Annotated in this window: 32 protein-coding genes; 16 read left to right on the top strand and 16 right to left on the bottom strand. The window is 63.3% G+C overall.

Annotated elements, in window-relative coordinates:
* Positions 1-2: 2 nt before the first annotated feature.
* From rplR to map, 7 genes are all read left to right on the top strand, one after another.
* The gene (rplR, locus tag AC06G6_RS14765) at positions 3-386 is read left to right on the top strand and encodes a 50S ribosomal protein L18 (RefSeq protein ID WP_307460555.1); all 384 of its coding nucleotides are present in this window, start codon (positions 3-5) and stop codon (positions 384-386) included.
* 26 nt (positions 387-412) lie between these two features.
* The gene (gene rpsE / locus AC06G6_RS14760) at positions 413-1,093 is read left to right on the top strand and encodes a 30S ribosomal protein S5 (protein WP_307460639.1); all 681 of its coding nucleotides are present in this window, start codon (positions 413-415) and stop codon (positions 1,091-1,093) included.
* A 1-nt stretch (position 1,094) separates the two neighbouring features.
* Complete coding sequence (gene rpmD / locus AC06G6_RS14755; protein WP_307460552.1) at positions 1,095-1,301, top strand: 50S ribosomal protein L30; 207 nt, start codon at positions 1,095-1,097, stop codon at positions 1,299-1,301.
* Positions 1,301-1,792, top strand: a complete 492-nt coding sequence (gene rplO, locus AC06G6_RS14750; RefSeq protein WP_091563112.1) for a 50S ribosomal protein L15 — start codon at positions 1,301-1,303, stop codon at positions 1,790-1,792. Before rpmD ends, rplO begins: the two co-directional genes overlap by 1 nt.
* 186 nt (positions 1,793-1,978) lie before the next feature.
* Positions 1,979-3,289: a preprotein translocase subunit SecY gene (gene secY / locus AC06G6_RS14745; protein ID WP_307460546.1), complete on the top strand. Its 1,311-nt coding sequence runs from the start codon at positions 1,979-1,981 to the stop codon at positions 3,287-3,289.
* 5 nt (positions 3,290-3,294) lie between these two features.
* On the top strand, positions 3,295-3,864 hold the full coding sequence (locus tag AC06G6_RS14740) for an adenylate kinase (RefSeq protein ID WP_307460636.1): 570 nt from the start codon (positions 3,295-3,297) through the stop codon (positions 3,862-3,864).
* A gap of 102 nt (positions 3,865-3,966) precedes the next feature.
* Complete coding sequence (gene map / locus AC06G6_RS14735; protein WP_479823229.1) at positions 3,967-4,794, top strand: type I methionyl aminopeptidase; 828 nt, start codon at positions 3,967-3,969, stop codon at positions 4,792-4,794.
* A gap of 88 nt (positions 4,795-4,882) precedes the next feature.
* Here map and AC06G6_RS14730 read toward each other — a convergent pair whose 3' ends face one another.
* The 3 genes from AC06G6_RS14730 to AC06G6_RS14720 form a co-directional block, all read right to left on the bottom strand.
* Positions 4,883-6,229, bottom strand: coding sequence for an ABC transporter substrate-binding protein (locus AC06G6_RS14730; RefSeq protein WP_479823227.1), 1,347 nt, complete (start codon positions 6,227-6,229; stop codon positions 4,883-4,885).
* Positions 6,230-6,297: 68 nt separating this feature from the next.
* A complete protein-coding gene (locus AC06G6_RS14725; RefSeq protein WP_479828703.1) occupies positions 6,298-7,152 on the bottom strand; it encodes a carbohydrate ABC transporter permease in 855 nt (284 codons plus the stop codon).
* Between the two features lie 74 nt (positions 7,153-7,226).
* Positions 7,227-8,177: a carbohydrate ABC transporter permease gene (locus tag AC06G6_RS14720; RefSeq protein WP_479823225.1), complete on the bottom strand. Its 951-nt coding sequence runs from the start codon at positions 8,175-8,177 to the stop codon at positions 7,227-7,229.
* Positions 8,178-8,442: 265 nt separating this feature from the next.
* On the opposite strand from AC06G6_RS14720, the gene AC06G6_RS14715 reads away from it, so the two are divergent.
* The 8 genes from AC06G6_RS14715 to AC06G6_RS14680 all read left to right on the top strand — a co-directional run bounded on the left by AC06G6_RS14715 (position 8,443) and on the right by AC06G6_RS14680 (position 13,670).
* On the top strand, positions 8,443-9,378 hold the full coding sequence (locus AC06G6_RS14715) for a P1 family peptidase (RefSeq protein WP_479823223.1): 936 nt from the start codon (positions 8,443-8,445) through the stop codon (positions 9,376-9,378).
* A gap of 177 nt (positions 9,379-9,555) precedes the next feature.
* The gene (gene infA, locus AC06G6_RS14710) at positions 9,556-9,777 is read left to right on the top strand and encodes a translation initiation factor IF-1 (protein ID WP_009358723.1); all 222 of its coding nucleotides are present in this window, start codon (positions 9,556-9,558) and stop codon (positions 9,775-9,777) included.
* 68 nt (positions 9,778-9,845) lie between these two features.
* Entirely contained in the window at positions 9,846-9,959 is a 114-nt protein-coding gene (gene rpmJ, locus AC06G6_RS14705) for a 50S ribosomal protein L36 (protein WP_009358722.1), read from the top strand.
* 175 nt (positions 9,960-10,134) lie between these two features.
* On the top strand, positions 10,135-10,509 hold the full coding sequence (gene rpsM, locus AC06G6_RS14700) for a 30S ribosomal protein S13 (RefSeq protein ID WP_024366110.1): 375 nt from the start codon (positions 10,135-10,137) through the stop codon (positions 10,507-10,509).
* Positions 10,510-10,550: 41 nt separating this feature from the next.
* Positions 10,551-10,952 carry a 30S ribosomal protein S11 gene (gene rpsK, locus AC06G6_RS14695; RefSeq protein WP_018773682.1) on the top strand — a complete coding sequence of 134 codons (402 nt, stop codon included), beginning with the start codon at positions 10,551-10,553 and terminating at the stop codon, positions 10,950-10,952.
* Between the two features lie 132 nt (positions 10,953-11,084).
* Positions 11,085-12,095 carry a DNA-directed RNA polymerase subunit alpha gene (locus AC06G6_RS14690; protein ID WP_024366109.1) on the top strand — a complete coding sequence of 337 codons (1,011 nt, stop codon included), beginning with the start codon at positions 11,085-11,087 and terminating at the stop codon, positions 12,093-12,095.
* Positions 12,096-12,172: 77 nt separating this feature from the next.
* Positions 12,173-12,748, top strand: coding sequence for a 50S ribosomal protein L17 (gene rplQ / locus AC06G6_RS14685; RefSeq protein ID WP_479823221.1), 576 nt, complete (start codon positions 12,173-12,175; stop codon positions 12,746-12,748).
* A gap of 31 nt (positions 12,749-12,779) precedes the next feature.
* A complete protein-coding gene (locus tag AC06G6_RS14680; protein ID WP_479823219.1) occupies positions 12,780-13,670 on the top strand; it encodes a tRNA pseudouridine synthase A in 891 nt (296 codons plus the stop codon).
* 95 nt (positions 13,671-13,765) lie between these two features.
* Here the strand turns inward: AC06G6_RS14680 and AC06G6_RS14675 are convergent, their stop codons facing one another.
* Positions 13,766-14,209, bottom strand: a complete 444-nt coding sequence (locus AC06G6_RS14675) for a hypothetical protein (RefSeq protein ID WP_479823217.1) — start codon at positions 14,207-14,209, stop codon at positions 13,766-13,768.
* A 74-nt stretch (positions 14,210-14,283) separates the two neighbouring features.
* Positions 14,284-15,174 carry a sensor histidine kinase gene (locus AC06G6_RS14670; RefSeq protein ID WP_479823215.1) on the bottom strand — a complete coding sequence of 297 codons (891 nt, stop codon included), beginning with the start codon at positions 15,172-15,174 and terminating at the stop codon, positions 14,284-14,286.
* A gap of 214 nt (positions 15,175-15,388) precedes the next feature.
* Between AC06G6_RS14670 and AC06G6_RS14665 the strand changes: the two genes are divergently transcribed.
* Positions 15,389-16,159: a response regulator transcription factor gene (locus AC06G6_RS14665; protein WP_479823213.1), complete on the top strand. Its 771-nt coding sequence runs from the start codon at positions 15,389-15,391 to the stop codon at positions 16,157-16,159.
* On the opposite strand, the gene AC06G6_RS14660 is transcribed toward AC06G6_RS14665, so the two are convergent.
* The 11 genes from AC06G6_RS14660 to AC06G6_RS14610 form a co-directional block, all read right to left on the bottom strand.
* Positions 16,156-16,635: an Hpt domain-containing protein gene (locus tag AC06G6_RS14660; RefSeq protein ID WP_479823211.1), complete on the bottom strand. Its 480-nt coding sequence runs from the start codon at positions 16,633-16,635 to the stop codon at positions 16,156-16,158. The genes AC06G6_RS14665 and AC06G6_RS14660 overlap by 4 nt on opposite strands.
* Before the next feature lie 126 nt (positions 16,636-16,761).
* Positions 16,762-17,646 carry a type II secretion system F family protein gene (locus tag AC06G6_RS14655; RefSeq protein WP_479823209.1) on the bottom strand — a complete coding sequence of 295 codons (885 nt, stop codon included), beginning with the start codon at positions 17,644-17,646 and terminating at the stop codon, positions 16,762-16,764.
* A 7-nt stretch (positions 17,647-17,653) separates the two neighbouring features.
* Positions 17,654-18,586, bottom strand: coding sequence for a type II secretion system F family protein (locus AC06G6_RS14650; RefSeq protein WP_479823207.1), 933 nt, complete (start codon positions 18,584-18,586; stop codon positions 17,654-17,656).
* A 5-nt stretch (positions 18,587-18,591) separates the two neighbouring features.
* Positions 18,592-20,121: a TadA family conjugal transfer-associated ATPase gene (locus AC06G6_RS14645; RefSeq protein ID WP_479823205.1), complete on the bottom strand. Its 1,530-nt coding sequence runs from the start codon at positions 20,119-20,121 to the stop codon at positions 18,592-18,594.
* Complete coding sequence (locus AC06G6_RS14640) at positions 20,122-21,315, bottom strand: CpaE/TadZ family protein (protein WP_479823203.1); 1,194 nt, start codon at positions 21,313-21,315, stop codon at positions 20,122-20,124.
* Positions 21,312-22,052, bottom strand: coding sequence for a Flp pilus assembly protein CpaB (gene cpaB / locus AC06G6_RS14635; protein ID WP_479823201.1), 741 nt, complete (start codon positions 22,050-22,052; stop codon positions 21,312-21,314). The genes AC06G6_RS14640 and cpaB overlap by 4 nt, the downstream gene beginning before the upstream one ends.
* Before the next feature lie 75 nt (positions 22,053-22,127).
* Positions 22,128-23,150 (bottom strand): pilus assembly protein TadG-related protein, encoded by a 1,023-nt coding sequence (locus AC06G6_RS14630; protein WP_479823199.1) that lies wholly within the window; start codon positions 23,148-23,150, stop codon positions 22,128-22,130.
* Positions 23,138-23,542 carry a TadE/TadG family type IV pilus assembly protein gene (locus AC06G6_RS14625; RefSeq protein WP_479823197.1) on the bottom strand — a complete coding sequence of 135 codons (405 nt, stop codon included), beginning with the start codon at positions 23,540-23,542 and terminating at the stop codon, positions 23,138-23,140. The genes AC06G6_RS14630 and AC06G6_RS14625 overlap by 13 nt, the downstream gene beginning before the upstream one ends.
* A 99-nt stretch (positions 23,543-23,641) precedes the next feature.
* A complete protein-coding gene (locus AC06G6_RS14620) occupies positions 23,642-23,866 on the bottom strand; it encodes a Flp family type IVb pilin (RefSeq protein WP_479823195.1) in 225 nt (74 codons plus the stop codon).
* 344 nt (positions 23,867-24,210) lie between these two features.
* The gene (locus tag AC06G6_RS14615) at positions 24,211-25,089 is read right to left on the bottom strand and encodes a type II secretion system F family protein (protein WP_479823193.1); all 879 of its coding nucleotides are present in this window, start codon (positions 25,087-25,089) and stop codon (positions 24,211-24,213) included.
* Positions 25,090-25,100: 11 nt separating this feature from the next.
* Positions 25,101-26,042, bottom strand: coding sequence for a type II secretion system F family protein (locus tag AC06G6_RS14610; RefSeq protein WP_479823191.1), 942 nt, complete (start codon positions 26,040-26,042; stop codon positions 25,101-25,103).
* Positions 26,043-26,044: the final 2 nt, after the last annotated feature.

Below are 26,044 nucleotides of genomic sequence, written 5' to 3'. Positions count from 1 at the left end.
CCATGGCGATCGCAATTAACAAGAAGCGTACGAACAAGAGCAAGTCTGCCCAGCGCAGCCGCCGCCAGCTTCGTATCCGCAAGCGCATTTCCGGAACGGCTGTACGTCCTCGTCTGGTCGTCAACCGTTCCGCACGCCACGTATTCGTCCAGGTTGTCGATGACACCCAGGGCCTGACCGTAGCGAGCGCCTCCACTTTGGAAGCCGACCTTCGTGCATTCGACGGTGACAAGACTGCCAAGGCCAAGCGCGTTGGCGAGCTCGTCGCCGAGCGTGCCAAGGCTGCCGGAATCGAAGCTGTTGTCTTCGACCGCGGTGGTAACAAGTACCACGGCCGGATCGCCGCCGTCGCTGACGGCGCACGTGAAGGTGGGCTGTCACTGTGACCGAAAATAACGAAAAGGACATTCAGGTGACTGAAGCTGTAGCTGCTCCGGCAACTGAGACCGCTGCGCCTGCTACCACCGACGCCGCCCGTGGTGGCGCCCGTCGTGGCGAGCGTGGCGACCGCGGCCAGGGCCGTGGCGACCGTGGTGGCCGTGGTGGCCGCGATGGTGGCCGCGAAGCCGAAAAGAGCCAGTTCGTAGAGCGCGTCGTAACCATCAACCGTGTTTCCAAGGTCGTCAAGGGTGGTCGTCGCTTTAGCTTCACCGCCCTCGTCGTCGTCGGTGACGGCAACGGTATGGTCGGCGTCGGCTACGGCAAGGCCAAGGAAGTTCCCGCCGCCATCGCGAAGGGCGTTGAAGAAGCCAAGAAGTCCTTCTTCCGCGTTCCCCGCATCGGCAGCACCATCCCGCACCGCGTTCAGGGTGAAGCCGCCGCAGGCGTCGTTATGCTGCGTCCGGCTTCCGCCGGTACCGGTGTTATCGCCGGCGGTCCGGTCCGTGCAGTACTGGAGTGCGTGGGCATCCACGACATCCTCTCCAAGTCGCTCGGTTCCTCCAACGCCATCAACATCGTGCACGCGACCGTTGACGCGCTGAAGCGCCTCGAAGAGCCGGCAGCAGTGGCAGCACGCCGCGGCCTCCCGCTCGACGAGATCGCTCCGCCGGCAATGGTGAAGGCGCTTTTGAACCAGAAGGCAGGTGTCTGAGTTGGCTAAGAACGTGCTTGTCTCCGACGCAAAGTTGGAGATCACTCAGATCAGGTCGTCTATTGGCGGCAAGCAGAACCAGCGCGACACCCTGCGGTCCCTCGGCCTGAAGCGGATCGGACACACCGTTGTCCGCACCGCCGACGCCGTGACCGTCGGGATGCTCAACACGGTTCCGCACCTGGTAAAGGTAGAGGAGGCGAAGTAATGGCAGAGAAGAACACCGCCGAGAAGGCACAGGGCGCCGCTGAGAAGCAGAACGCACTGAAGGTTCACCACCTGCGTCCCGCCCCGGGTGCCAAAACCGCCAAGACCCGTGTTGGTCGTGGCGAAGGCTCCAAGGGTAAGACCGCTGGTCGTGGCACCAAGGGTACGAAGGCCCGCTACCAGATCAAGGCTGGCTTTGCCGGCGGCCAGCTGCCGCTGCACATGCGCCTGCCGAAGCTGCGCGGCTTCAAGAACCCGTTCCGGGTTGAGTACCAGGTCGTAAACCTGGACAAGCTCAACGAGCTGTTCCCGGAAGGTGGCGCAGTCACCGTGGAGAACCTGGTCGAAAAGGGTGCCGTTCGCAAGAACCAGCCCGTCAAGGTGCTTGGCACCGGCGACATCACCGTCAAGGTTGACGTCACCGTCCACGCATTCTCGGCCAGCGCCGCAGAAAAGATTGCTGCAGCAGGCGGAAGCACCACCGCCCTCTAACGAGGCGGCGGGGCAGTTGCCCGTTGTTGGAAACTCCCGGTACCCGGGGCTCAGGCCCAGGGTGCCGGGAGTTTTTCTAATTTCCCGGCCCTGCGATTGTCCGCAGGACGCGTCCACCCGTTAGACTCGGTTGTTGGGTTTATTTGACCTATCTCACACGACTTTACTTATTACTCAGGAGGACGCTTGCTTAGCGCATTTGGCCGGGCCTTTCGCACGCCTGATCTGCGACGCAAGTTGTTGTTCACGCTGGGAATCATCACAATCTTCCGCTTGGGTGCCTTCATCCCCTCGCCTGGTGTGAACTACCAGAATGTCCAGCAATGCTTGCAGAACGGTCAGACCACGGGCGGCATCTACCAGCTCGTCAACCTGTTCAGCGGCGGTGCATTGCTCCAGGTGTCTGTCTTCGCCCTGGGCATCATGCCGTACATCACGGCCAGCATCATCGTCCAGCTGCTCCGGGTGGTCATTCCCCGCTTCCAGCAGCTGTACGAGGAGGGCGCCTCGGGCCAGTCGAAGCTGACGCAGTACACGCGTTACCTGACGATCGCCCTCGGCCTGCTCAACGCCACGACCCTTGTGTCGCTCGCACGTTCGGGCCAGCTGCTGCCGAACTGCCAGCTGCCGATCATCCCGGACGACAGCATCGTCACCACGATCCTGATCATCATCACGCTGACGGCCGGCACCGGCCTCATCATGTGGATGGGCGAGCTCGTGACCGAAAAGGGTGTCGGCAACGGCATGTCGCTGCTCATCTTCACCTCGATCGTGTCCAGCTTCCCGGGCTCGCTCGGCGCCATCTGGACCTCGCAGGGCCCCGGGACCTTCTTCATGGTCCTGGTCATCGGCCTGCTGACCGTGGCCGCGGTGGTCTTCGTGGAGCAGTCCCAGCGCCGCATTCCGGTGCAGTACGCCAAGCGGATGATCGGCCGGCGGACCGTGGGCGGCACCAGCACGTACATCCCGATCAAGGTGAACATGGCCGGCGTCGTGCCCGTCATCTTCGCTTCCTCGATGCTGTACCTGCCGGGCCTGATCTCACAGTTCAACCAGCCCCAGCCCGGCGAGCCGATTGCACCCTGGGTGGAGTGGATCAACAACAACCTGGTCCGCGGTGACCAGCCGATCTACATGGTGCTCTACTTCGCCATGATTGTGTTCTTCACTTACTTCTATGTTGCGATCACTTTCAACCCTGAAGAAGTTTCTGACAACATGAAGAAGTACGGCGGCTTCATTCCGGGTATCCGTGCCGGCAAGCCGACCGCAGACTACCTGCAGTATGTGCTTTCCAGGATCACGCTCCCCGGTGCCATTTACCTGGCTTTTGTGGCACTTATCCCGCTGGTCGCACTGGTCCTGATCAATGCCAACCAGAACTTCCCGTTCGGTGGCACCTCGATCCTGATCATGGTCGGCGTAGGTTTGGAGACCGTCAAGCAGATTGATGCGCAGCTACAGCAGCGTCACTACGAAGGGCTTTTGCGATGACGAGAATGTTGATTATCGGACCTCCCGGCTCCGGCAAGGGAACGCAGGCGGAGCGCATTTCGGAGCGCCTCGGCGTGATTGCGATCTCCACCGGGGACATCTTCCGCGCCAACGTCAAGGGTGAGACGCCGTTGGGCATCGAAGCCAAGACGTACATGGATGCGGGCGACTTTGTCCCGGACAGCGTGACCAACAAGATGGTCCGCGACCGGCTCAGCGAGGGCGACGTGGAAAACGGCTTCCTCCTGGACGGCTACCCCCGCACGACCGCGCAGGTGGACTACCTCGACGGGATCCTGGCCGACGGCGACCAGAAGCTCGACGTCGTCCTGCAGCTCACGGCCGACGACGAGGAACTCGTCACCCGCCTGCTGGGCCGCGCCAAGGAAACCGGACGCACTGACGACAACGAAGCCGTCATCCGGCACCGCCTTGACCTCTACCACGAGCAGACGGAAGCCGTGGTCGCCAAGTATGCCGACCGCGGCATCCTGACCCGCGTTGACGGCATCGGCGGCATCGACGAGGTCACCGACCGCGTTATGCAGGCCATCAAAGAGGCCCAGGCGGCCTGACCGGCCCGCGAACCTCGAGGCCCCTCCCGGAAGATCGGGAGGGGCCTCAGCCATTTGGACGGCGGCCTTGCCGCCGTCACACCCATTGAAAGGAAGTTGCGGATGGCATTCGGCCAGCCACGCATCGAGTACAAGACCAACGCCCAGATGCGCTCCATGCACGAGGCGGGGCTTGTCCTCAGCCGGGCCCTCGACGCGGCCGTCGCGGCCGCCGCGCCGGGGAAGACCACCAAGGACCTTGACGCCGTGTTCGCCGCGGTGCTCAAGGAGGCCGGTGCCACGTCGAATTTCCTGGGCTACCACGGCTTCCCCGCCACGATCTGCACCTCGGTCAATGAGGAGGTCGTGCACGGCATCCCGGGGAACCGCGTCCTGCAGGACGGGGACATCCTCTCGATCGACGGCGGCGCGATCCTGGGAGGATGGCACTCCGACTCCGCCCGCACCGTGATCGTGGGCACCGCGGACCCCGAGGACCAGCGGCTCTCCGAGGTCACCGAGGCCGCGATGTGGCACGGGATCGCCGCGCTGGCGACCGGCAAGTTCATCGGCGATATCGGCAACGCCGTGGACGATTACGTCTCCTCCGTGCCCGGCAAGCCCCTGGGCATCCTCGAGGACTACGTGGGCCACGGCATCGGCTCCGAGATGCACATGGCCCCGGACGTCCCGAACTACCGCACCAACCACCGCGGGCCGAAGATCCGGCCGGGGCTGTGCCTGGCCATCGAACCGATGCTGGTGCGCGGCGGCATCGAGACCGCCGTGCTGGAGGACGACTGGACCGTGGTGACCACCGACGGCCAGCGGTCCTGCCAGTGGGAGCATTCCGTCGCGGTGCACGACAAGGGCATCTGGGTGCTCTCCGCGCCCGACGGGGGAGCCGCGAAGCTGGCCCCGCTCGGCGTCGTGCCCGTCCCGATCCCCTAAGCCCCGTTAACCCAACTAGCTCGCAGTTAAGGCCGTTCTGAGCGCTCAGAACGGCCTTAACTGCGAGCTAGTTGGGTCGGGAGTGCCGTCAGCTCTTGAGCTTGGGCTTCACGTCCTTGGTGTAGATGCCTTCCAGGGTGGCCTTGAGCGCCGTCATGGTGGCCTGGACGTCGCCCTGCTGGGTGAGGATCGCCGCAGCGGACTTGGCCATCTCCTGGTCCGCGCCCGGCAGGAACACGCGGGCGTTGTCCTGCACACGCGTCACGGCGAGCTGGTCCATGGCGGTCTTGATCTGCGGCGTGGCCGCCAGCACGGCGGTCATATCGGCCGAGGTGCGGGTGGGCATGTAGCCGGTGGCCGCGGAGAACTGCGCCGTGTTCTCCGGTTCCGTCATGAACTTCAGGAAGGTCGCGGCGGCGAGCTGCACCTCCTTGCTGACGCCGCTGGGGATGCCCAGTCCTGCTCCGCCGGTGGGGCATACCGGGCTTTCGTTTTTGGGACCGCCCGGCAGGTAGCCGACGCCCACGTTGAACTTCGCGGACTTCAGCACCCCCAGCAGGGAACCCGTCGAGGAAATCGTTGACGAGGTGATCCCCGCAGCGAAGTCATCGGCAGCTTCCTTGGACGAGACCCCGGCCCACTTGTCCTTGAAGATCGAGTCCTGGGCCCACTGCAGCGCGGCGACCGACTCGGCCGAATCGCAGTTGAACTTCCACTCATCGGACCAGCTGCCGCCCCAGCCCCACAGGTTGTTCTGCAGGGTCCAGCCCGCATAGCCGGCCAGCGCCGGGTAGATGTAGGCGTACTGGGCGCCGGAGCTGGCCTTCAGCTTGGGCGCCCACTCGGCGAACTCCTGCCACGTCTTCGGGGCCCGGTCAGGCAGCCCGGCGGCCTTGAAGTGGTCCTTGTTGTAGTAGAAGAGCGGGGTGGACCGGCCGTAAGGCAGCGCCCACTGCTTGTCCTCGTACTGATAGTCCGCGATGAGGGACTTCTGGAAGTCATCGACTTTGACGTCCAGCTGCTTGATCAGGCTGTCCAGGGCGATGATGTTGCCGTTGGAGTAGTACCGGAACCACCAGACATCCGAGAGCACCACGAGACCCGGGAGGCCGGACTTTGCGGCCTGCGAGGTCTGGAACTTCTGGGCGATTTCCTCATAGTTCGCCCCGGCGGTGACCAGGTTGACCTTGATCTCCGGGAACTTGGCGTGGAACTTCTCGATGATCGCCTTTTCAACGTCCTGGGACTTGCCCGGGTGGTTGGACCAGAAATCGATCGAGGCCGCGGGCTTGACGCCGCTGAAGTCGATGTCGGCGGCCGCGGTCGCAGCCGCGGGGCCTGCGGTGGACGGGCCTCCGCAGGCCGACAGTGCGGCGGCGCCGGCGCCGGCACCTGCCAGTCCCAGGAAGTGCCTGCGGTCAAGATTCAATGCCATGGTGGATCCTCTCGATGATGCTGACTCGTTGAATGGCTGTGTTTGAATTGGAGCTTTCGACGGCGGCGTCACCCGGTGACGCTGCCCTGGGTGAGGCCGGCCACGATGTACCGCTGCAGTGCCGCGAAAACCAGCAGGATGGGGACAATCACCAGCACGGCGCCGGCCATCAGGATGCCCCAGCCGGAGCCGTTGCCCTCGGAGTTCTGCAGCAGCGTCAGGCCGACCGGCAGGGTCATCGTCTCGGGCCGGTCCGTGATGATAAGCGGCCAGATGTAGTCGTTCCATTCGCTCACGACGACGACGAGGGCCACCGTGGCGATCGACGGCCCGGAAACCGGCGCCACGATCTGCCAGAGACGGCGCCAGTGCCCGGCGCCGTCAATCTCTGCCGATTCCAGGATGGACGCGGGCAGCGTCATGAAGTGCTGGCGGAGCAGGAACGTGCCGAACGCCGTGCCCAGGCCCGGGAGGATGATGCCCCACAGGGTGTTCTTGCCGCCCATCCCCGCGATCAGGATGTAGTTGGGCAGGATGGACACCTGCGGGGGGACCATGAGGGCGACCAGGATCAGCACGAAAATGACGTTCTTGTACGGGAAACGGACAAACACGAGCGCGTAGGCGGTCAGGATGGCCAGGAGGACCTTGATGGTGGCGCCCACGGTGGTGACAATCAGGCTGTTCATAAAGAACTGCGCGAACGGGACCGTCGTCATCGCGATGTTGTAGTTCTCGAGGTTCAGGCCTTCCGGCAGGATCTTCAAGTCCATGGTGATGATTTCGCCGGGCTGTTTGAAGGAGCTCAGCACCATCCACAGCAGCGGCAGGAACACCACCAGGGTGCTGAGGATCAGCGGAAGGTAGCCGCCGGCGATGGTCTGGGTCAGGTTGGCCCGCGAGAACGGCCGGTGACGGTGCAGGGGGATCTCGGGCCCTGCGCCGGTGGCGGGGCCGGCATCGGCGGCAGGGTCCGGGCTGACGGGGGAGAGCAGGCTCACGAGTAGTGCACCTTCCGTTCGACGAACCGCAGCTGCAGCACGGTGATGATGAGCAGGATGGCGAACAGGATCACGGAGATGGCCGCCGAGTAGCCGGCCCGGTTGAACGCGCCGAAGGCCTGGAGGTAGGCCTCGTAGATCAGGGTGCTGGTGCCATTGCCCAGCGGGGTCATGATCCGGATCAGGTCAAACGCCTGCAGGGAGCTGAGCATGGTGGTGATGAGCAGGAAGAACGTGGTGGGGGAGAGCAGCGGCAGGGACATCGTGATAAAGCGCTTGAAGCCGTTGGCCCCGTCGAGTGACGCGGCCTCCATGACATCCTGCGGAAGCGACTGCAGCCCGGCGAGGTAGACGACGGCGCAGTAGCCCAGGTTTTTCCAGACGTAGACGATCATGACCATGACCAGGGACAGCTGGGGATCATTGATCCACTGCGGGCTCTGCTGGCCGAGCCCGCGCAGCAGCCAGGCGAGCACCCCGTAGCCGGGATCGAAAATGAACAGCCAGACGAGGCCGACGCCGACGCCGCTGAGCACGTAGGGGGCGAAGACGGCCGAACGCGCGAACGTTGTGCCGCGGATCCTGGAGTTCAGGGCCAGGGCCACGAGCAGGCCCAGGACCATGGACCCGCCGACCGTGACGAGGGTGAAGATGGCAGTGGTGCCCAGGACCTTGGTGGCGTCCGAACTCGTGAAGAACGTGACGTAGTTATCGAGGCCCACCACCGTGGCCGAGGCGGAGCCCAAGGTCCAGTCCAGGGTGGAGTAGTAGATGTTGTTGAAGAGCGGGAGGTAGGTGAACACCGCAATCAGCAGAAGGTTTGGCAGGGCCAGGGCCAGGAAGACGAAGAAGTCCCGGCGGGTCCTGGCGGACCAGCGGGCACGTGGCGCCGCGGCCGGTTTCGCCTCGACGGCGGCGCGGGGCCGGTCGGTCAATTGTCGCGTCATTCAGGTCTCTAACGGGTCCGTGCCTGCCGGGGCAGGCGGGTGGGCGGGGATACCTTGCTATCACTTCACCACAAGGTTGGTGGGCAGAACCCCGCACGAGACACCAGTAGAGCTTTGTTGTCCTAGGCTTCGTTGCCCGTTCACGCTGTGTTGGATGAAGTATTACATAACGATCGTTGGGACCACAGGCATCCGGGCGCGATTCTTCAAGACGATGGAAAAGTCGGCCGGGCGGTGGACGCGAGCCGGGGAGCACAATAGAGCCATGACTGCGATTACTGATGTGCCGGGCCTGAGGGTTGGCCACGCCGGCAGGACGGATGAGGGCTGGCTGAGCGGGGTGACGGTGGTGCTGCCTCCGGCCGGGACGGTGGGCTCCGTCGATGTCCGCGGCGGCGGCCCCGGGACCCATGAGACCGATGCCCTGGACCCCACCACCCTGAGCCGGACCGTCGACGCCGTCGTGCTCACCGGCGGAAGCGCCTTCGGCCTCGCCGCGGCCCACGGCGCCCAGCAATGGTGCGAGGAGAACGGCCGGGGATTCGCCGTGACCGGCGGCGTGGTCCCGATCGTCCCGGCCGCCGCCATTTTCGACCTCGGCCGCGGCGGGGACTTCGCTGCCCGCCCGGACGCGGCCATGGGCTACGCGGCGACCGCGGACGCCGCCGCCCGCAAGATCGAGCACGACGTCGAACGAGGCAACGTCGGCGCCGGCACCGGCGCCCTCATAGGCAGAGGGACGTACAAAGGGGGAGTAGGCACCGCCTCGATCACCCTGGACAACGGCGTCGTCGTCGGAGCCCTAGCGGTAGTCAACGCGCTGGGGTTGCCTTTTGACACCTCAACGCAACAGCCCGAACCTGCGAAGCAGGACCCGCCCGCGCTCAACACAACCCTTGTCGTCGTCGCCACGAACGCGATCCTGGACAAGGCCGAATGCAAACGCACCGCGTCGGCCGCCCATGCCGGGCTGGCCCGTGCGCTCAACCCCAGCCACACCCTCGCGGACGGGGACACCGTCTTCTGCCTCGCCACCGGAGCGCTCGCGCTCGACCGCAGCAGCGAGGCCGCCCGCAACGCGAGCCTCATCACCCTGCAGAGCGCGGCAGCCGACGTCGTGCGTCTGGCCATCCTGGACGGGATCGACCGCGCGGAGGCCGTGAGCACGCCGGCGGGCGAATTTGGTGCATACGGACGCTGAGTGCGCTACGCTTGCTGGATTTAACATTCGGGCCGTGATGGCGTAATGTTGTCTGTTGGTTGTCTGCCCTGTTGTGCCCTTTTGGGGCCGGGAGGCATCAGCCAATCAATCAAAAACGTCCGCGGTGATTTCCGGTGCAAGCCGAAGGGCTGCGGCAAACAACAGTTAGCGGAGGGTATGGCCAAGAAGGACGGGGTCATTGAGATCGAGGGCGTTGTGACTGAGGCGCTGCCTAACGCGATGTTTCGCGTTGAGCTCACCAACAAGCACATCGTTCTGGCACACATCTCTGGAAAGATGCGCCAGCACTACATCAGGATTCTCCCTGAGGACCGGGTAGTGGTGGAGCTGAGCCCGTACGACCTGACACGTGGTCGTATCGTCTACCGCTACAAGTAAACACTGGGCGGCCAGAGCAATAGCCGAAGGCCGGTCCAGCTGACCACTGCAACACGCAAAGGAACGCCATGAAGGTCAAGCCGAGCGTCAAGCAGATCTGCGAAAAGTGCAAAGTGATCCGCCGTAATGGCCGGGTCATGGTGATCTGCGAGAACCCGCGCCACAAGCAGCGCCAGGGCTAATTTCCCTCTTCGGGAAATCCTGGGTTGCTAACCCACGCAAGTAAATAGAAGGCAGCACAAGCTGATTTGGGACGTATGAGCCCGGACAGCTAACCCCCGGTCGGAGGCTGGGGCCGCACGGATTGTGCGGGTGTACTGCCTACGACCTCCGGTTTATTCAAGGAGCACTGCCTCTATGGCTCGTCTCGCTGGCGTAGACATTCCCCGCGAAAAGCGGTTGGAAATTGCGCTTACTTACATCTACGGCGTGGGCAAGACCCGTGCACACGAAACCCTGGCTGCCACCGGCATCAGCGCGGACGTTCGGGTCAAGGACCTGTCCGACGCCGAGCTCGTCCAGCTGCGTGATTACATTGAAGGCAACTACAAGGTTGAGGGTGACCTTCGCCGCGAAGTAGCAGCAGATATCCGCCGCAAGGTTGAAATCGGTAGCTACGAAGGTATTCGCCACCGTAAGGGCCTGCCAGTGCGCGGACAGCGTACGAAGACGAACGCACGTACCCGTAAGGGTCCGAAGCGCACCGTTGCAGGCAAGAAGAAGACGCGCTAAACCGCTCGTCTTCCCCCCGATAACTTTCTGTAGGAGAAATAATGCCCCCGAAGACTCGTGGCGCGGTTCGCAAGCCGCGTAAGAAGGACAAAAAGAATATCGCGCTGGGCCAGGCGCACATCAAGAGCACCTTTAACAACACCATCGTGTCCATCACGGACCCGAACGGTGCTGTCATCTCCTGGGCTTCGTCCGGCGAGGTTGGCTTCAAGGGCTCACGTAAGTCCACCCCGTTCGCAGCCCAGATGGCCGCCGAAGCCGCCGCAAAGCGTGCGCAGGAGCACGGCATGCGCAAGGTTGACGTATTCGTCAAGGGCCCGGGTTCGGGACGCGAAACGGCAATCCGTTCACTGCAGGCCGCTGGCCTCGAAGTTGGATCCATCCAGGATGTAACCCCCAGCGCCCACAACGGCTGCCGTCCGCCGAAGCGCCGCCGCGTCTAAGGCTTTCCAGCGCACCGGTGCTTGCCCGGACCTTCGCGGGTCCGGGCAAGCCCAGTCGCGTTAAGTCTCAGACCGATCTTTCCACCACCTGTGTTGCGTCATATAGCGGATGCTCGCCGAAAGGAAACCTAAGTGCTCATTGCACAGCGCCCCACCCTCTCCGAAGAGGTCGTCTCCGACAACCGCTCCCGTTTCATTATTGAACCGCTGGAGCCCGGTTTCGGTTACACCCTCGGAAACTCCCTCCGCCGTACCCTGCTCTCCTCCATCCCCGGTGCCTCTGTCACGAGCATCCGGATCGATGGCGTGCTGCACGAGTTCACCACGGTTCCGGGTGTCAAGGAAGATGTCACCGAGATCATCCTGAACATCAAGAACCTGTCGGTTTCCTCCGAGCACGACGAGCCGGTTGTTGCTTACCTGCGCAAGCAGGGCCCGGGAGTCGTCACCGCCGCGGACATCGCTCCGCCGGCCGGCGTCGAATTCCACAACCCGGATCTGCACATTGCCACGCTGAACTCGAAGGGCAAGTTCGAACTCGAACTGACCATCGAGCGCGGCCGCGGCTACGTTTCGGCAGCTCAGAACAAGTCCGGCGACTCCGAGATCGGCCGTATCCCGGTCGACTCGATCTACTCGCCGGTCCTGAAGGTTACTTTCCGCGTGGAAGCTACCCGTGTTGAGCAGCGCACTGACTTCGACAAGCTCATTGTCGACGTCGAGACCAAGCAGGCCATCGCCCCGCGCGATGCCGTTGCTTCGGCAGGTACCACCCTGGTGGAACTGTTCGGTCTGGCCCGCGAGCTGAACACCGCAGCTGAAGGTATCGAGATTGGCCCGTCGCCGACGGATGCTGCCCTGGCAGCAGACATGGCCCTGCCGATCGAGGATCTGGACCTCACCGTCCGTTCCTACAACTGCCTCAAGCGTGAGGGCATCCACACCGTGGGTGAACTCGTGGCCCGCTCCGAGGCCGACCTCATGGACATCCGTAACTTCGGTGCGAAGTCCATCGATGAGGTCAAGGCAAAGCTGGTTGAACTGGGCCTGTCCCTCAAGGACTCGCCTCCCGGTTTTGACCTCGCAGCACGCGCCGCAGCAATTGAAGAGGACGACGCCGCTTTCAGCGACGACGAGCTCTAACAAACAGATCTTGGCCTGCCGGCTGGATGCACCACGGTGTGCGCAGCCCAACGGCTTCCATATGAGGAGAAACTATTATGCCTACCCCCGCTAAGGGTCCGCGCCTCGGAGGCGGAGCGAGTCACGAGCGTCTGATGCTCGCGAACCTGTCCGCCGCACTGTTCGAGCACAAGCGGATCACCACCACGGTGACCAAGGCCAAGCGACTGAAGCCGTACGCCGAGCGCCTGGTGACTTTCGCCAAGCGTGGCGACCTGGCTTCCCGCCGCCGTGTACTCGGCTTGATCAGCGACAAGGGCATCGTCCACGAGCTGTTCACCGACATTGCACAGGCAGTGGAGAACCGCAACGGCGGCTACACCCGCATCACCAAGATCGGCAACCGCAAGGGCGACAACGCTCCCATGGCTGTCATCGAACTCGTTCTCGAGCCGGTTTCCGCCAAGCAGGCAGTCGTAGCCGAGGCTACCTCCGCCGCCAAGCGCGATGCCGACAAGAAGGACGCCGACAAGGCAGAAGCAGCCCCGGTCGCCGAGACCGAAGCCGCTGAAACCGAAGAGGCTCCGGCCGCTGAGACTGAAGCAGCGGCTACCGAAGAGGCTCCGGCCGCTGAGGAAGCTCCCGCGAAGAAGGACGAGAAGGACGCGAAATAATTCGCTGATTTCTTCGCATAGACTTAAGTCTATGAACGACCAGAAACCCGCTGCCCCCGTTAGAGGGGGCGGCGGGTTTTTGCGTGTCCGGCTTGATCTTGCGTACGACGGCGGCCCCTTCAGCGGGTGGGCCGTCCAGCCTGGGCGGCGCACCGTCCAGGGCACCCTGGAGGAGGCCCTGGCCCTGCTCATCCGCCGGCCCATCAGGGTCACCGTCGCCGGACGGACCGACGCCGGGGTGCACGCCCGCGGCCAGGTGGTCCATGTGGACTTCACGGAGGCCGAGTGGCTGGGCCTGAACCGCGGCGTGGAGCTGGATCCGGCCGTCGCGCTGCTGCGGCGGCTCCGCGGCGCCCTCAGCCGCGGGCTGGGCGACCTTACCGGGTCCATCGAGGTCCACAAGGTCACCCTCGCACCCGAGGGCTTTGACGCGCGGTTCTCCGCGCTGTGGCGCCGCTACAGCTACCGGATTGCCGACGGCCCGCTCCTCTGGGACCCGCTGGGCCGCACGTCCACGCTGTGGCATCAGGAACCGCTCGACGTCGGCCTGCTCAACGAGGGCGCCTCCCAGTTGCTGGGGCTCCAGGATTTCCGGTCGTACTGCAAGCCGCGGGAGGGTGCCACGACCATCCGGGAACTCCAGCGTTTCGAGTTTGCCCGTGGCGCCGACGGCGTCCTGGTGGCCACGGTCCAGGCCGATGCGTTCTGCCACAACATGGTCCGCTCGCTCGTGGGATCGGCGCTGTTTGTGGGCGCCGGCATCGAGGCGCCCGGCTGGCTGCACGAACGGCTGATCACCCGGCAGCGGGACGCCAAGTCAGTGCTGGCGGCCCCGCATCCGCTGGTACTCGAAGAGGTCGCCTACCCCTCGGTCAGCGGGCTGCTGGCCAGGGCCGAGCTGACGCGCGCTAGGCGCCAGTAACGCCCGCCCGCGTCCGCCGTACCGGGTCTGGTCGGTGGGGAAAGCTCCTTCGCTTAGCAAATACAGATCCAGCATGCTCACGAGCGGCGCTAGCCCTATTTCGAATGGAGGGTGTAACCGAAGTCCTCAAGAGTGTGGATTTTCCCATCGAGGTCAACGCGGGTGTAGCTCGGATGTGGAGCCTCCAGCCCGTTATAGGCCCATCCAAAAACCAGAAGGTCTTCTACCGTGATCTTCATCCAGCGCCGCTTTTCGGCATCATCACTGAAAGTGCGATTAACCAAATCTTTAGTATTTCGGTGGGCCTTCGGCGCGCTGCCAAAGGTCACGAACTTAAATACGAAGTAAGGCAGTCCTGATTCAGGATCCACGCCTTCCTCGCGCACCGTAGTGAAGGGAATGCTTCCGTCGGAATTCGCGATTTTGAACACTTCAGTAAAGTATGGGCCGCCCGCGACCAGCCACTTCAAGTAGACGCCGGTGGCCCTGTCGGTGACGCGGTGTTCGCGGCCGTCTTTGGTCACTTCGACTTCAAACACGTGTGAATCTCCCCCAGCTAGCCAAATGCCAGCCATTTGAACCCCCGGCCAAAGAGCCGGAACCAGGCTCATCATTACAGGTCGATCTGGTTCCTGTCATTCAAGGCCGGCGCCGCCTTGGCGGGAAGTTTTATGCTGAACGTGCTTCCGCAGCCGGGGCGTGTGCTGCAGGAAATGGTGCCCCCGTGCCGTTCGACGATCGCTTTCGTGATGGCCAGCCCCAGCCCGGCTCCGGGGATCGGGCCCTCTCGGACCGCGGGGCTGCGGAAGAAGCGGGTGAAGACCCGTTCGGCGTCGGCGGCTGTCATGCCCATTCCGTCGTCCTTGACCTGCAGCAGCACCCAGCCTCCCTCGCAGCTGGCGGAGACGTGGACGGTGCCGCCGTCGGGCGAGTACTTGATGGCGTTGGAGACGAGGTTGTCGAGGGCTTGACTGATCCGCAGCGGATCCACCTCGGCCCAGAGCGGCGCCGGGAGGTCCATGGAGAGCGAGACCCGGGCGGCCTGGGCGTGGGCCTGGGCGGAGCCGAGGCTGGCTTCGACCAGGCTGGCCAGGTCGGTCCGGCGCGGGTGGACGTGCACCGCGGTGTCGGCGGACATCATCAGATCCGAGACCAGTGCCAGCAGCCGCTCGGCATTTCGCTGCGCGACTTGGATCCGGCGCTCGGTGGCAGGGGAGAGCTCGTCGGATTCGCCGAGGACCAGGTCAAGGTTGCCGATGATCGAGGTCAGCGGGGTGCGGAACTCGTGCGAGACGGTGGAGACCAGGCTGTCCTTGGCCATCAGGGCCTCGGCAAGCGCGGTGACCTCGTCGGTGAGCAGCCGTTCGCGTTGGCCGCTGTCCGCGAGCAGGGTATGGAGCTCGGCTTCCCGGGACCCGGTCAGCCGGACGAGGGCCAGCTGCGCACGCCGCGGCATCCCCGCAAAGAATCCTTCCGGTTTCCGGACCTGTTGCTGTTCACTCAATGAAGCCGCGCTCCTTCCTCGCTGCTCCAATTCAACAGCATGCGTCACGCTAGCTTGACACAGGATGAATATTTGTGGCCGCGGCTGTGCCTAAACGGCAATTCGCGCCATAGCGTAGGTATTCTGACACTACTGTCGCAGTTCGAATGCGCTGCAGTACCGACGCGGCCGCTATGGGGGTGGATGCCGCATCATCAGAATGTAGAGGGGGACCATGACTGACTTGGGAGTAGCAGTCGTCGTTGAGGACGACGAAGACGTACGTAACCTCGTCGAAGCGGTACTGAGCCAGGCGGGATTTGACGTCCACGGCGCCGCCAGCGGGCGGGAGGGGGTCGAGGTGGTGCGGAGCCAGAAGGCCAGCGTCGTCACCTTGGACATTGGCCTGAACGACATTGACGGCTTTGAAGTCCTGCGCCAGATCCGGCAGTTCAGCGACGCTTATGTGGTCATGCTGAGCGGGCGGACGGATGAGCTGGACACGCTGACCGCGCTGCACACCGGCGCCGACGATTTTATGACCAAACCGTTCCGCCCGCGGGAGCTGCGGGCCCGGGTCGCCGCGATGATGCGCCGGCCCCGGCAGGAGTTCGCCGAGGGCACTCACCCGGAGCCGAGGGCGGCGCCGGCTGCGAGTCTTGTCCAGCCCCAGGATGTGGTGTTTCGGCACAACGGCCTGGTGCTGAACCCGCACACGCGTTCGGTCACCCTTGATGGCATCCCCACCAGCCTGACCCGCAGTGAGTTCGACCTGCTGCACGCGTTGCTGAAGGCGGCCGGCGCTGTCCGGACCAAGGTCGATCTGGTGCGCGTGGTGCGGGGAGAGTATTACGGGGCTGATGCGTACATCAGTGAATCTGACGAGCGTGCCGTCGAGGTCCATATCGGCAACCTCCGGCGCAAGCTGAGGGAGGATCCGCTGCAGCCGCGCTGGCTTCAGACGGTCCGCGGTGTGGGGTACCGGCTCGCGCCGGCCGTCGACTAGCTGTCCTTCAGGTAACTGAACTGCAGTTCGTCCACGGTTTCGTGACCGCTTTCGGCGACTTCCTGCAGGAGCAGCCGCGCGCGGTCGGCGTCGCGGACACGGATGGCGTCCTCCAGCTCCCGGGCGAGCCCGGCCAGCCGGACCCCGCCGACCATGGCTGAGGACGTCTTCAGGCTGAGCACGGCGTCCAGGGCCGCGGCCTCGTCCCCGCTGCCGAGGGAGCTGGCGAGGGACTGGTACCGCCGGTCCCACATATTGGCATAGTCCCGTGCGAATCCTCTCGCCACGGCAGGGCTCTCCAGCTGGGATCCGAGCTCCTGGAGGGTGGCAGGGTCCACGAGCGGGGGCGTCATGTCTTTGGCCTCCGCGGTGTCCTTGTCCGCAGCGGGGGCCAGTCCCGCTCCGCCGGGGGAGGCCTCGGCGGAGAAGCCGATGGTTGCGTCGCCGCCGTCGTCTGGAGCTCCGAGAAAGGACATGTGTCCACGCTACTGCCTGCCCCGGCTGCTGCCCGAGGCTTCGGAGGATCCTGCGCAAACCCTTGCGCTATCCCGGTGGCTTCCTGAGGGTTCCCCAAGCGGGCCGATCGTCCCGGTGGCCGGGCACTATTGGCCGCTGAAAGTCTCGATGGTGTTGATGACGGCAGGGCCCAGGATGGCGATGAAGAGGACAGGAAAGATAAAGAAGAGCAGCGGAAACAGGATCATCACCGGGAGCTTCATAGCTTTCTCCTCGGCCCGCTGCCGGCGCTTGACGCGCATCACCTTGGCCTGGACGCGCAGGACCCGGCTGATGGCGATACCGTAGGTGTCCGCCTGCACCACGGCCTGGACGAAGCTCCGGAGTTCGGGGATGTTGGTGCGTTCGGCGAGGGCGAGGTAGGACTCGCGGCGGCTGCGGCCCACCTGCATGTCCTGCAGGGTGCGGACCAGCTCCTCGGCCAGCGGGCCCTTGCCGTTCTCGCCGGCGCGGGCCATTGCCCCCTCGAAGCCGAGGCCGGCCTCCACGGAAATCAGCATCTGGTCCAGGGTATTGGCGAGCTCCAGCTGCATGGCCTTCTGCCGCTCCTGGCCCTTGCTGTAGAGCATCAGGTCCGGGATGAAGTAGCCCAGGACCACGACGAAGATCCCGGTCAGCTTCATGATCGGCGTTGATCCGATGGAACTGAGAAAGAGTCCGAGCAACCCGCCCAGTAGACCCAGCGCAGGTTTGGCCGCCAGCAGCCGCCCCAGCGGGAGGTTTGCCGGACGGCCAGCGAGGGACAGCAGGTGATCGAGTTTCAGCACATAGGCGGCCGGCGTCAGGCGGTACCCGATCTTCTCGATGAAGCCGGTACCCGCCCGCTTGTCTTCCTCCTCGACACTGTGCCCCCGGGCGAGGATGTCCCGGGCCACCATCTGGCCTTTCTTGTCCGAGGACAACAAGGTCCACGCCAGGTAGCCGAGCGGCAGGCAGATCAGGAGGAGAGCGAGGAGAATCAGGGGACTCATGGCCGACTCAGAACTTCAGGTCAATGATCTTGCGCATCCAGAGACCGCCGATGGTCATCAGGATGCCGGAGGCCACCAGCAGGATTCCGCCCAAGAGCGTGGTGAACATCTTGTCCATGTAGCCGGGGGTGACCAGCATCAGCATGGCCACGATGCCGATCGGCAGCGCCATCAGGATGTAGGCGGAGAACTTACCTTCCGCAGCGAGGGACTTGATGTGGCCCTTGATTTCGCTGCGTTCACGGATGGTTTCGTTGACCTGGTCCATCACTTCAGCTAGGTTCCCGCCCACTTCGCGGTTGATCTGGATGGCCTGGGAGATCCAGATGAAGTCCTCGTTTTTCATCCGCTCCGCAGTGTCGTTCAGCGAGACCAGCAGATCCCTTCCCAGGCTGGTTTCCGAGATTACCCGCCGCATCTCCTCGGACGTGGGGGCCTGGGACTCGGTGGCGGCAGCGTCGATGGCACGCAGAATACTGTGCCCGGCGCGCAGGCTGCCGGAGAGCAGCTGTAAGGTGTCGCCCAACTGCTGGTCGAACTTCGCCCGTCTTTTGCCCGAGAGGAAACCCAGGACGACGTGGCCCACTAGGGGCGCCGCCAGCACCAGCAGGATCCCCAGGAGGGGACCGGCCACGACGAGGCCCAGAAGGCCGCCCACGAAGGCGCCGATCAGGACCAGGAACAGGAAGTCGGCCTGGCTTAGGCGCAGGCCGGCGTTCTCAAGGGCTTCCCGGTTGAAGAACCGGACGTTCCGCTTGGCCAGGAAGCCGTCAATTGCGTCGACCGCGGACCCCGCGAAGCGGGTCAGCTGCGAGTCCGCTTCGGTCCTGAAGGGCCGACGGCGGTCCAGCGGCACGGTGGGGGTGCGGGGGATGAACACCGTCGCTCCGGCCAGGGAGGCCGCGGCGACCACAAGGATGACGCTGAGTGCCAGGACCATGAATGTCAGTTCTTTCCGGTCGGGGCCACGGGCGCGCCGAAGACGCCGGCCGACACGTGGATCCCCAGATCTTCAAAGCGGTCAATGAACCGCGGACGGATCCCGGTGGGCACCGGGGTCCCCAGGAAACGACCGTGCTGGTCAACGCCGGCGGAATAGTCGAAGACGAAGGCGTCCTGGAGGGTGACGATGTCACCTTCCATGCCCTGGACTTCGGTGACGTGGGTGATGCGCCGGGTGCCGTCCCGGAGCCGGGAAATCTGGATGATCAGGTTGACGGCGGAGGCGATCTGTTCGCGGATGGCCCGCAGCGGAAGATCCATGCCGGCCATGAGCACCAGCGTTTCCAGACGGGCGACGGCGTCGCGCGGTGAGTTGGAGTGCACCGTGGAGAGCGAGCCGTCGTGGCCGGTGTTCATGGCCTGGAGCATGTCCAGCGATTCGCCGCCGCGGACCTCACCCACCACGATCCGGTCCGGACGCATACGGAGCGAGTTGCGCAGCAGTTCGCGGATGGTGACCTCGCCCTTGCCCTCGGTGTTCGGCGGCCGGCTTTCCAGCCGCACCACGTGGGCCTGCTGGATCTGGAGCTCGACGGCGTCCTCGATGGTCACGATGCGCTCGTTGGCGGGAAGGAACGAGGACAAGACATTGAGCAGTGTGGTCTTGCCCGTACCTGTACCGCCGGACACTATGATGTTCAGCTTGGCCTTTACACACGCATTGAGCAGCTCGGCCATCTCCGGGGTGAGCGTGCCGAACTCGATCAGGTTCCGGACTGTCAGCGGGACCTTGCTGAACTTACGGATGGTCAGCGAGGAGCCGCCGACGGCCAGCGGCGGGATGACGGCGTTGACGCGGGAGCCGTCTTCCAGGCGCGCGTCCACCAGGGGCGAGGACTCATCGATGCGCCGGCCCACCTTGGACACGATGCGCTCGATGACCTTGCGCAGGTGGTCCTCGGAGCTGAACCTGGATTCGGTGAGCGTGAGCTGGCCCTTGCGTTCCACGTAGATCTGGTCCATCCGGTTCACCATGATTTCGGTGACGTCTGAATCGTCAAGGAGTCTCTGTAGCGGGCCGTATCCGAGCACGTCGTCGGCCACGTCCCGAACCAGCCGGGAACGCTCGTCCGCTGTCAGCGGGACTTGCTCCCCGTCGATAATGCGGATGAGCTCCTCCCGGGCCGTGCTGCGAAGCTCACCCTCGGTAATGGCTGAGTCGTTGAAGCGCGCGCCCATCTTTTCGAACAGCGCCGTCGCGGCACGCTGCTTGATCGCCGCGAAAGCGTCCACAGGCTGGTGGGTTTTGGGCTGGAAGCCGTCTGTCTGCGCGGAAGCCCCCTGCGTTGGTGCCGGTCTTGCGAGTGTCGCCGGCTTTTCGCGGCGTATCGACGGCGCAGTTGTTGGGGCCGGCAGCCGCGGAGCTGGGGAAGCCCCGGCGGGGGCCACGGAAGCGGTGGCCATCTTCCGAGCAGGAGTCGCTGCTGGCTGGCTCTTTTCCTGCGCCGCCTGGATGCGTTCGGAGAGTTTCACCTAGACCACCACCCGCCGGTGGGCCTTGCGCTGAATTTTTGAGCGACCGGCGGGGCTGAAGCGCTCCACGAGCTGGTTGAGACCCTTTACCGCAGGGTCCCTTCGGGACTCCTGCAGAACGGGAACACCACGGTTGGTGGACAACGCGACGGTGCGGGAGCGCGGGACGCTGACGTCCACGGGGGCGCCGATACTGGACTCGACGTCCTGGACGGAGAGACCGCACTTGGGGTCGGCCATATTGAGCACTACGTGCCTTCCTTCCGGCATGATGTCCAGCTGCCGGAGGATATCGAGACCGGAGCGCAGACCGCGGACGCTGGGGATGTCCATGGCGCTCACCCACACCACATCGGTGCAGGCCTCCATCGCGGCCAGCCCGATTTCGGGCAGCCCGGGAGCGGTGTCGACCACCACGTACTGAAACTCATCCGCCAACTGCTCCAGCAATCGGGTGATCTGTTCTGGGGTGATGAAATCGGCCTCAACCGGGCTGACCGGTGCGCACAGGGCGTAGATGCTGGCGGGGTGGACGGTCAGAAAGGCCTTCAGGACAAGGGTGTCCTGGCTGGCGGCTGGGGAGACGGCATCGGTGACTGTATGCACTGGATTGAGGTAAAGCCCCGAGGCGACGTCGCCGAACTGCAGGTCCAGGTCCACGATCACCACGCTCATGGGCGCGATCTTGCCCAGGCCCACGGCCACATTGGTCGCGATCGTGGTCTTTCCGACGCCGCCCTTGGGTGAGAAGACCCCGATCACGGTGCCTTTGCCGCTGTCCGCGTGCTGGGAGGGCTCGGTCCGGTGACGGTTGGCGAAGGACTGGCAGGCATGCTCCAAAAGGACCCTCATTTGGTCCGGATCGGCCGAGGGGCTGAGGATGTCCCGGACGCCGGCGCGCATGGCCTGCAGGATGAAATCAGGATCAGGCTCACTGACCAGAAGAACCGTCAGGTCCGGGGCCTGGACGTCGAGCACCATGGCGAGACGCAGGGCCTCGTCGACCGGCACATCGGGACCCAGGATGAGAACCTCCGGGCGTTCCTGGTTCAGTTGGGCGAACAGGTCGTAGGGGCCGGCGGGCAAAACATTCGTGAGGAAGGTCTGCACTTCGCCGTGGAGCCCGCCCGCCACCGCCCGACGCAGGCGGTGGTCGAAGTCGGCGTTCGGTGTGATCAGGACGAAGCGGCTCACTTGTAGACCTCGGGTTTCATCATGATGCCAGGCTTGCCACTGTCGGTGGCGTTGAGCGGTTCCTTGCTCAGCCAGATGCTGGCAGAGTCCGTGAACTCCGAGGCGTAGACAATCTTCGTCGCATCGACATCATTAACGGCAACGGTAAGGAGCAGCGACCCGGTGGGTAGTGACGTGTCCTCCGCTGGAGTCGAACCATCCGCGGTTGGTTGCGGGGAGGGGGTAGCGGCGGGAGCGCGCTGGACGGAAGTGACCAAGACTTTGTGGATGGACAGCTGTGTCGTTTGCTTTTCCGGCCTGGCTTCGAGGCCGCCCTCCTTGAGATTGATGAAGATTCCGACGTGATCACCCGGAGCGATTCGTCCACCGACAACACGCTGAGGTTCCAGCTGAAAGGAGACCTCCTGCAGGCCCGCCGGGATGTCCACGGACCCTCCACTCTTGAGGTCTTCGCGTTCGACCAGGCGCTCCTTCACCAGCTGCTCGCCGGGAATGAGGTCTACGGAGGCGACTTTGCCCTTGTAATCATCGAGCGACTTGAGCGAAGAGGCGGAAACGGCCGCTGCGGGCAACTGTTCGGTCGCCAGCGAAGCGCTCATGCCTTCCACCGCTGTTCCTGCAGGAATCGCCGTCTTAACGACCAAGACGCTCACAGGCTCAAGGTTTTTGACGGCCCGTTGGTCGGCCCCCTGCGCGTAGGACATCACAAGCATGGCCCCCACGATGGCGAGGACCACTGCCGCCACCCCTGCCAATAACCGAGACTTCACGAACTGCTCCTGAGGGGTATAGAAATGCTGAACTTCATGGATTTAGCTGGCCAATTCGACGACGGTGGCACCATATGGGCTGACCGGGCCGAGTTTGTAGCCGTCGGACAAGGAGACGTAGTTGACGAATTTGCCGATGATGCCCCGGCAATTGCCCGTGCAGTCCAAGGATTTATCAGAGGATTTGTTGTTATAGACCAGCGGCAGCTTATCGGCGCCACTAAAAGCCCAGCCTTGGACGCTAAGGGAGGCGAAGGCCAGCAGATCGTAGGAGGCGCCGGACCCCGTGCCGCTGACGTCCTCGTAGACAGGGAGCAAGACTGTGACGGGCTTGCCTAACGCGAGTTCGCCAGCCCATTTGGTTAGAATCGCATCGCAATTCGACGGTCCGTCATTGCCGGTGTCGCTGCCGCTTTGGTTGATGGCAAGGTTTACCACGCCCCCGCACTGCCCGGTGCTTTGAACAATCCAGGCAAAGCCGCCGGGCACCGTCTTGCCGGCCGGGCCCAAGGGACAATCGGCATTGGCGTTCGTGGTGTGGTTCTGCAGCAGCTGCGCTGCGCCGCCCACCATACCCGAGACCTGGCAGATCGATAATGCCAAGGGGAACGGTGTAGTGCCCTCAACGGGGCTTCCCCAGCGCACGGACGATGTCGCAGTGACTTCAGCGCTGGCGATTCCCAGCGCCTTGGCGAAGAAGAGCGAGACAGTATTCGGAGCGCTCCCGGTTTCCTTCGCGCCGGTTGTGACGGTGACCGTGCGGCCGGTCTTGTCCAAGGCGATGGACTTTACGCCGCTCTGTCCATCCACGGCGTTTCCGTTGGCCAGACCGGCTGCGAGGGGGGCAGCGGTGGAGCAGTTTTCGTCAGCTGCGTTCTTGGCGCATTTTTGTGCCACCATCAGGGCAGCCGCGTCAGAGCCATTCTGCAGTTGGGCTCGCTCCGAGTAAAGCTTTCCGACATCGATGGCGATGGCTGCGAAGCCGAGTAGAACCACCATCAGCATGGCGACCAGAACCGCGATGCCGCCACGCTCCCTGTCCGCCGGCGCTGTTATCCGCCGCATTGCATAGTCCCCATGCCCTTCATGGCAAACGGGCCGGCGATTCCCGTCATGGTGGTGAGAGTGTAGTCAATCGTCACAGTGACCTGGACGTTTGGTGCACAGGCTGTGGGCACTGGCGTCGTCGCGGGCGTCGTTTGATACTTGAAGACAATCTTTTCCGACTTGAGCCCCGGGTTGAGTGCAACGGCGGAACTACTAGCAGCAGCTTTGGCTGCGGATTGACTGTTGTTAATGGCCATCACTCGCACACCTTCACGGGCAGCGTTGGAGAGTGTGATCTGTGCGTTGTAAGCGCGGCCGAATTCCATGATGCCGAGCAACATCATGATCAGGACAGGAGCCAGAATTGCAAACTCAACTGCGACAGCTCCTCGTTCTGATTTGTCCGCCATGCTGTGGCCTCCCGCGGCGCTTGGGTCTAACAAATCCGGGTGGTTGAAGGTCCCAAGACCTTCAACCACCCGGCAACTCAACTAGGGTCTAGCGGGGGACTAGGGTGTTGTTGCCTTCGGGGTGCAGACGCTCGCGGCGTAAGTTCCGCCCTTGATCTGGCAATCCACGGCTTCGAACATGTCGTTCAATGATCCGCCCAGGGTGGTTACGGCGACGATGATGACAACGGCGATGAGGGCAACCATGATGCCGTATTCCACGGCGGTGGCGCCTTTCTCATCGCGGCGGAGGCGGAGGGACAGGTTGGTGTAAAGAGCAAGCATTGTGGACTCCTGAGCGAGCGAAGGGAAGCTGGCCAGATACCAGCTCTGCCAGAAAGCTAGCAACGTGATTCGCCCGAAGTTACGCTCCTTGCCTCATCCTGTGCCAAGGCTTCCCAATCTGCACATATCCTGTATGTTTTCTGCACCTAATCTGCGCTTGAGCTGGGCGAAGTCACTGGACACAAAAGGACCCCCTCGGATTCTGGGGTCCGAGGGGGTCCGGCTTTGGAGGACCCCCTCTGCTCTGGGTCAGAGGGGGCCCGGTCCTTAGAGGACCCCCTCGGTTCTGGGGACCGAGGGAGTCCAGTATTTCGGGCGCTTGGTTGCGCGGTGGGCAGTGTCTGTTAGCTGAAGGCCGCGATTATGTTTATAACCGCAGGTCCGAGCAAAACTATGAAAAGCACGGGGAAAATGAAAAGGAGAAGTGGAAATAGGATTTTCACGGGAAGTTTCATTGCCTTTTCCTCTGCCCGTTGCCGGCGTCTGACGCGCGCTTGTTTGGCTTGTGTCCGAAGGACCTTTGCTATGCCGATACCATACTTATCGGCTTGAACGACAGCGCGGACGAAGCTTCGGAGCTCCTGCACTGAGGAGCGGTCGGCCAGGGCCTGATATGCTTCGTGCCGCGGCCGTCCGACCTGGATGTCCTGGAGTGTGCGCATCAGTTCCTGCGCCAGGGGGCCCTTCCCATTCTGTCCAGCCCTGGCCATTGCCGTTTCAAAGCCCAGCCCGGCCTCCACTGAAATTAGCATCTGATCCAAGGTGTTGGGCAGCTCCAGTTCGATTTCCTCCTGGCGCTTAATCCCCTTGTTGTAGAGCAGAAGATCGGGGAGGAAGTAAAAGAAAACAGTCAGAAACAAGCTGACGCCAAGGTTCTTAGGCGACGGATCGCCACTGAATAGGAAGAAACCGATGAACGCGCCGACTAAGGCGAGCGAGGGCTTGGCTACAGTCAATTTTTCCAGCGGAATGGATTGGGGACGGCCCGCGAGGGATAGCCAGCGGTCCAGCTTGGCAACATAGCCTGCAGGGGTCAGTCTTTTCGAGAACTCCAGAAGGGCCGGAGGTCGGAGAACGTTGACGCTCCCGTTCTGGCTCAGGCCTTTTCCAAGGTTCGTTTGGACGGCCAGAAGTGCCTTCCGGTCCGCCGTGAGGAACGCCCAGGCAAGATAAGAAAACGGCAGGACAACCGTGGCGATGATAAGCCATTCAAATGCGGTCATGATGGCCTTCCCTAGAACTTGATCTTCACGATGCGGCTCATCCAGAATCCGCCAACGATAAACATGATTAGACTCGCGACGACCATTGCTACACCCAGAGGCTCGGTGAAAAATACATCCGTGTATCCGGGGTTGATAACGCTAATCATGATGGCGACGACAACGGGCATGGCCATCAGGATGTATGCGGACATCTTGCCCTCGCCGCTTAGAGCCCGTACCTGCCCCTTGATCTCGCTGCGTTCGCGGATGGTGCCGGCGACTTGCTCCAGCACTTCCGCGAGATCGCCGCCGACCTCACGGTTAATTTGAATGGCTTGACCGATCCACTGGAAGTCTTCGCTGTCCATGCGTTGGGCCGCTTCGTCAAGAGCCAGGTGGGCGTCCTTGCCAATACGGACTTCGTTCCCGATTCGTGTCAGCTCCTCGGACGTTGGGGCGTCGGCCTCAGTTGCCGCGGCTTCAATCGAACGCATGATGCTATGCCCCACACGCAACCCACCAATTAGCATTTGGATGGTGTCAGTGAGCTGAGCTTCGAATTTTCCGCGACGTTTGTCAGTCATCACGGATAGGCCAATTTTGACCAGGAAAGGACCCGCAACGGCCATCAAGATGCCAATGAAACCGTTGCTAAGAAGCGCACTAAGAATTCCACCGACAAACGACGCGACAGCAACCATGACAGTAAACGTCGCTGGATCCGTCTTCACCCCTGCGTTGTAGAGCACCGTCCGGTTGTACGGACCGCCCGAATCCCCGAGGACTCCACCCATCGCAGCGACGGCTGTCTGTGAGACCTTTCCCAGCGAGGTCTGGTCCGGCTGCGAGTCAGGTCGTCTCCGTTCGATTGGTATGCCGGAGTAGCGGGGCTTTAATACAACAACGATCAGTAATATGAATGCACTGAGGCAAAAAGCTGTGGCGACAATAAAGAGAATGGGCGAATCCATGC

Source organism: Arthrobacter sp. CJL-S3 (assembly GCF_056711635.1).
This window is presented reverse-complemented; position numbering and strand designations above follow the sequence as displayed.